Annotated in this window: 4 protein-coding genes; 2 read left to right on the plus strand and 2 right to left on the minus strand. The window is 68.8% G+C overall.

Translation table 11 applies throughout. From position 1 onward, the window contains the following. Positions 1-45 precede the first annotated feature (45 nt). Together AB0J68_RS25985 and AB0J68_RS25990 are read right to left on the minus strand one after the other, a co-directional pair. Positions 46-2,889 (minus strand): transglycosylase domain-containing protein, encoded by a 2,844-nt coding sequence (locus AB0J68_RS25985; protein WP_363940829.1) that lies wholly within the window; start codon positions 2,887-2,889, stop codon positions 46-48. Between the two features lie 197 nt (positions 2,890-3,086). Further along, positions 3,087-3,542, minus strand: coding sequence for a DUF5318 domain-containing protein (locus tag AB0J68_RS25990; protein WP_354862693.1), 456 nt, complete (start codon positions 3,540-3,542; stop codon positions 3,087-3,089). A gap of 174 nt (positions 3,543-3,716) precedes the next feature. Between AB0J68_RS25990 and AB0J68_RS25995 the strand changes: the two genes are divergently transcribed. Beyond that, on the plus strand, positions 3,717-4,352 hold the full coding sequence (locus tag AB0J68_RS25995; RefSeq protein ID WP_354862695.1) for a PadR family transcriptional regulator: 636 nt from the start codon (positions 3,717-3,719) through the stop codon (positions 4,350-4,352). A gap of 23 nt (positions 4,353-4,375) precedes the next feature. Beyond that, complete coding sequence (locus tag AB0J68_RS26000) at positions 4,376-5,455, plus strand: inositol-3-phosphate synthase (RefSeq protein ID WP_355133873.1); 1,080 nt, start codon at positions 4,376-4,378, stop codon at positions 5,453-5,455. Positions 5,456-5,497 lie beyond the last annotated feature (42 nt).

A 5,497-nucleotide genomic window follows, 5' to 3' on the forward strand; every position in this document is an offset into this window, starting at 1 on the left:
CCGGACGACTCGTCCGGCCGGCGGCGGCGTCATGCGTGGTGCGGGTCAGTCCCGTGTGGTTGGTGGCAGGCCGGGCAGCAGACCACCGCCGTTTCCGCCGTTCCCGGGGCCGCCAGGGCCGCCGGGGCCGTTGCCGCCGGGGTTGCCCTCGGTACGTGGGCAGAACGGGTTGGTCAGCGGGTCACAGGGTGCCCCCGGCCCACCGGGCTGGCCGCCGGGCTGACCCGGAACGGTCGGCGGCGGCGGTGGCGGCGCCTCCTTGCCGTTGCCCTTCGTGACGTCGCCCTCGCCGGTGACGGTGGGCAGGGGAATCTCCTCCTGGCCCTTGAGCGCGGTGTTCATGTACTTCTCCCAGATAGGACCGGGCAGCGTCGAGCCACCGATGTCCTTGCCATTGGCGAGACGGATCTGCGGCTTCTTCGGGTCCCGGCTACCCACCCAGACGGCGGTGGCAATCTGCGGGGTGTACCCGACCGTCCACGCGTGGGCGTTGTCCTTGTCGTCGTACTCCCAGGTGCCCGTCTTGGCGGCGGCCTGACGGCCGTCTTCGAGCGAGAGATGGTTGGGGGCGGGAATCTGCTTGAGGACGCCGGTCACCTCATCGGTGATTTTCTTGTCGATCCGCTGCTCAGGCTTGATGCGCTCGCTGCCGACGACCTTCCACTTACCGGTGTCCTTGTCCTGCTGCTCCACCTTGATGACGAAGTGCGCCTTGATGTACTTGCCGTCGTTGGCGAACGTCGCCATCGCGTTCGCGTGGTCGAACACGGTGAGCGGGTACTTGCCGAAACCGGTGTAGTTGTCGAACGGGTTCTTCTCCTTCTTCGACAGGTCGTAGGCCCGCGGTGGGTTGACGTCCCACATGGTGGTCACGCCGGCCTTCCGGGCCATGTCGACGACCTTGTCGGCGCCGATGGTGTCGGCGACCCAGTAGAAGGGCACGTTGTACGACTGGACCGTCGACTCTTCGAGGGTGCAGTACTTGCCGCACTTGAGGTTGGTCCGGCCGGCGTTACCGATCGGGTCCTTGGAACCCTCGGGCTTGTACGGCGTGGGGTCCCAGTGCGACTTGACGGAGATGCCGGCCTCGATCGCGGCGGCGAGGGTGTAGACCTTCATCGAGGAGCCCGGCGGGTGACCACCAGTCAGGTCGCCGTTCTTGTCGATATTCTTGCCGGCGTAGTCGAAGTCGGCACCGCTGTCACCGCCGTAGTACGCGAGTACGCGGCCCTTCTTGGGGTCGATCGAGACCACCGCCGCCATCAAGTTCTTGGGCTGGTCGTTGAGCTCCGAGCCCTTCTTCGACTGCATGGCGACGTTCTCGGCGGCCGTCTGGAGCTTCGGATCGATGGTCGTGGTGATCCGGTAGCCGCCGTCCCGCAGCGCGTCGACACAGCTCGTCTTGCCCTCCGCGCCGGTGTCGGAGCAGAGGCCCATCGCGTCCATCTCCTGACGGACGTAGTTGATGACGTTGCCCCGGGGGGTGTCGACGCCGAAGCCGTTGCCGCCCTTCTTCGGTGGCAGCACCTTCGGGTATTCGATCGGGGTGGCGGGGTCCAGCCACTTCTCCTTCTTCATCCCGTCGATCACGTAGTCCCACCGGGTCTTGGCGTCGGTCGGGTTGACCGCCGGGTCGTAACCCTTGTGGGTGTCGGTCGCGACCGGCTGCTTGATCAATGCAGCCAGGACCGCGCCCTCGGCGGGGGTCAGCTTGATCGCCGACTTGCCGAAGTACGTCTGTGCCGCCGCCTCGATGCCGTACGCGCCGCGTCCGAAGTAGATGACGTTGAGGTAGTGCTGCATGATCTCCGGCTTGCTGTACGCGTCGTTCAGCTTGGAGGCGAGGATGGCCTCCTTCACCTTGCGGCCGTACGTGTCATCCTGGAGATTCTCGAACGCGTTGCGGGCGTACTGCTGCGTGATCGTCGAGGCGCCCTGCTTGTCACCGTTGGAGACGTTGTTCCACGCGGCCCGGACGATGCCCTTGTAGTCGACGCCCGAGTGCCGGTAGAAGTTCCGGTCCTCGGCTGCCGCCACCGCGTGCTGCACGTGCTCCGGAATCTGGTTGATGGTGACGAAGGTGCGGTTCTCGCTGCCCAGCTTGGCGAGCGTGGTCTTGCCGTCCTTGGCGTACACGGTGGTGGACAGCGGCAGCGGCAACTCGTTGGGCATGACGACGTTCGTCGAGTAGTAGGTGAACCCGACCACACCGACGCCAGCGAGCATGATGAAGACGGCGAACCCGGCGATCAGCAGGTTCATCCGCTTGCGCTTCTTGGCCCGAGCCGCCCCCGCCGGGTCACCCGCGCCGCGACCGCCCCGGCCACCGCGACCCGGACCGTTCGGTCCGCCGGGGCCTCCGGGGCCGCCCGGTCCGCCGGAGACCGGCGAGACGCTCGCCCGGGCCACCGCGGCACGGCCACCCACCGACGCGGAACCGACGCTGGCCCGGCCCGCCGAGGCGGCGCCGACGGCGGCGGTGCCGACCCGCGCCCGACCTGCGGGCGCGCCCGGCGCCGGGGACACCGGAACAGAGGCCCGGCCCGCGCCGGCACGGCCCGCGGCCACACCCGGCGCCGGCGACACGGGCACCGAGGCACGGCCGCTCCGGCCCGGCGTGGCCGAGCCCACCGATGCGGACCCGGCCGCGGCACCGCCGCGCGGCGGCACGGCAGCCGAACCGCCCACCGACGCGCGACCGCCCGCTGCCGGCGGTGTCACCGAGGCACGGCCGGGGGGCGCCGCAGGCTCCGAGGCGGACCAGCCGCCCGCGCGGGAGTCACCGCCGGGTCGGCGGTACGCGTCGTCCGCGCCCGGTCCGGGGTCGCCGTTCGGGCCCGGGTACTGGGCCCGCCCACGCGCAGAACTGGGATCGCCGTACGAGTTCATTCTTCACACCCTGCCGGTCGCGGTGGAGCGCGACTGCGCCGCCACCGGGTTGCCGTGAGTTGCTTCACCCGGGACGCCGGCACGGGGGTGCCGGCTCGCCAAGGTCATTGCTGTATCAATCGGGCCAATCGGACCAACGATTGGTCGGCCGTCCCGGGTCATGTCCACAGCCCCGGGGCCGGTCGAACCAACTGAGATCACCGTTGCGCCTCTCGCCTCCGCCGACCCGCGCCTTCGGCGCCCGCCGCGTTCTGTTCGCCAGCGCCAGCACCGTCGCCGTCACCCGTGAGACCGTCCCGGCCGAGCAGGTACTGCTCGACGAGATGGTTCCAGTCACAGCCGAGGCACACCTCCACCACGAAGACCTGGAACTCACGTAGCGTCATCGCCAGCACGGGCAACTCGGCCAGTGTGCGGGCCTGTCCGGCGGACTGCTTGAGTTCGTCCCCGTAAATGTAGTGGACGAGGGTCAGGTTCTCGCTGCGACAGATGGGGCAGCGGCGGTCGGTCGGTTCACCGTGGAACCGGGCAGCGTTCTTCAGGTACGGCGACGCGTCGCAGACGTCGTACGTGCCGACCCGGCCGGCCAGGAGCTCACGCAGCACCGCTCGCTTCTGTAGCGAGTAGTCGACGACCTGGCGCTGCGTACGCATGCGGAGAAGGGTACGCGGTCCGGCCCGACGAGGCGACCACGGTCACGATCCGTGACGACGAGACCCCGGAACCGGGTTTGCCCTGGCCCACGCGACCCGCTAACGTGCGATGTATCGGTCCGATACATCGCGGCGGTTACCGCTCCGCGCCGGAGGGTAAAGAGAGGGTGGCTCGTGCTCGAATTCGCCATCCTCGGCCTCCTGCAGGAGTCTCCGATGCACGGCTATGAGCTGCGCAAGGAGCTGACCGCCAAACTCGGCGCGATCCGGGCGGCGATCAGCTACGGCTCGCTCTACCCGACCCTGCGCAGGTTGCAGGCGGCGGGATGGATCACCGAAGCTGCCGAGACGCCCGCCACCGCCGAGGAGGTTCCCGCGCTGACCAGCCGACGTGGTCGGGTGGTCTACAAAATCACCGCGGAGGGCAAGGAACGCTTCGCCCAGCTGATCGCACAGGCTGGGCCCGAGACCTACGACGACACGGGTTTCGGTGTGCACTTCGCGTTCTTCGCCCGGACCGACCAGGCGACCCGCCTCCGCATTCTGGAGGGTCGCCGCCGCAAGATCGAGGAACGTCGCGAAGGGCTTCGCGACGTGCTGGGCCGGGCGGCCGAGCGCCTCGACGCTTACACCCTGGAACTGCAGCGCCACGGCCTGGACGCCTGTGAGCGTGAGGTCCGCTGGCTGGAGGAGCTCATCGCCAACGAGCGCTCCGGCCGAGCCCCGACGGTCCCGCACGGGACGGCCGGTGGCCGACGAGAAGACAACAGCCCGCCTCCACCTGGAGAGACCAGGAAAGAGCGGCCGTGACAGAAAAGAAGGAGGCAGACGCTATGGGCTCCGTCCGCGTCGCCATCGTCGGTGTGGGTAACTGCGCCTCGTCCCTGGTTCAGGGCGTCGAGTACTACCGGAACGCCGACCCGAACGACCGCGTCCCGGGTCTCATGCATGTCGCCTTCGGCGACTACCACGTCAACGCCGTGGAGTTCGTCGCGGCATTCGACGTGGACGCCAAGAAGGTGGGCATGGACCTCGCGGAGGCGATCGTCGCCAGCGAGAACAACACCATCAAGCTCTGCGACGTGCCGCCGACCGGCGTGTCCGTGCAGCGCGGTCCGACCTTCGACGGTCTGGGCCAGTACTACCGCGAGATCATCGAGGAGTCCGACGCCGCCCCCGTCGACGTGACGCAGGCGCTGCGCGACGCGCAGGTCGACGTCGTCGTCTGCTACCTCCCGGTCGGCTCCGAGCAGGCCGCCAAGTTCTACGCCCAGGCCGCGATCGACGCCGGCTGCGCGTTCGTCAACGCCCTGCCGGTCTTCATCGCCTCCGACCCGGAGTGGGCCCAGAAGTTCACCGACGCGGGCCTGCCGATCGTCGGTGACGACATCAAGAGCCAGGTCGGCGCCACCATCGTGCACCGCGCCCTCGCGAAGCTCTTCGAGGACCGCGGCGTCGAGCTGCTGCGCACGTACCAGCTCAACTTCGGCGGCAACATGGACTTCATGAACATGCTGGAGCGCACCCGCCTGGTCTCGAAGAAGATCTCGAAGACCCAGTCGGTCACCTCGCAGATCCCGCACGAGATGAGCAAGAGCGACGTGCACATCGGCCCGTCGGACCACGTGCCGTGGCTGGACGACCGCAAGTGGGCGTACATCCGCCTGGAGGGCCGCTCGTTCGGCGACACCCCGCTCAACGCGGAGCTCAAGCTCGAGGTCTGGGACTCGCCGAACTCGGCCGGCGTCATCATCGACGCGGTCCGTGCCGCGAAGATCGCCCTGGACCGGAAGATCGGCGGCCCGATCCTGTCGGCCTCGTCGTATTTCATGAAGTCCCCGCCGGTGCAGTACGCCGACCACGACGCCCACCAGGCCGTGGAGGAGTTCATCGCCGGCGAGGTAGAGCGCTGACCCGCTGAGCATCAGCACGGCCGAGGGGCCGGGTCCTGCCGG

It is taken from the genome of Micromonospora sp. NPDC049580 (assembly GCF_040675595.1).
GTDB lineage: Bacteria > Actinomycetota > Actinomycetes > Mycobacteriales > Micromonosporaceae > Micromonospora.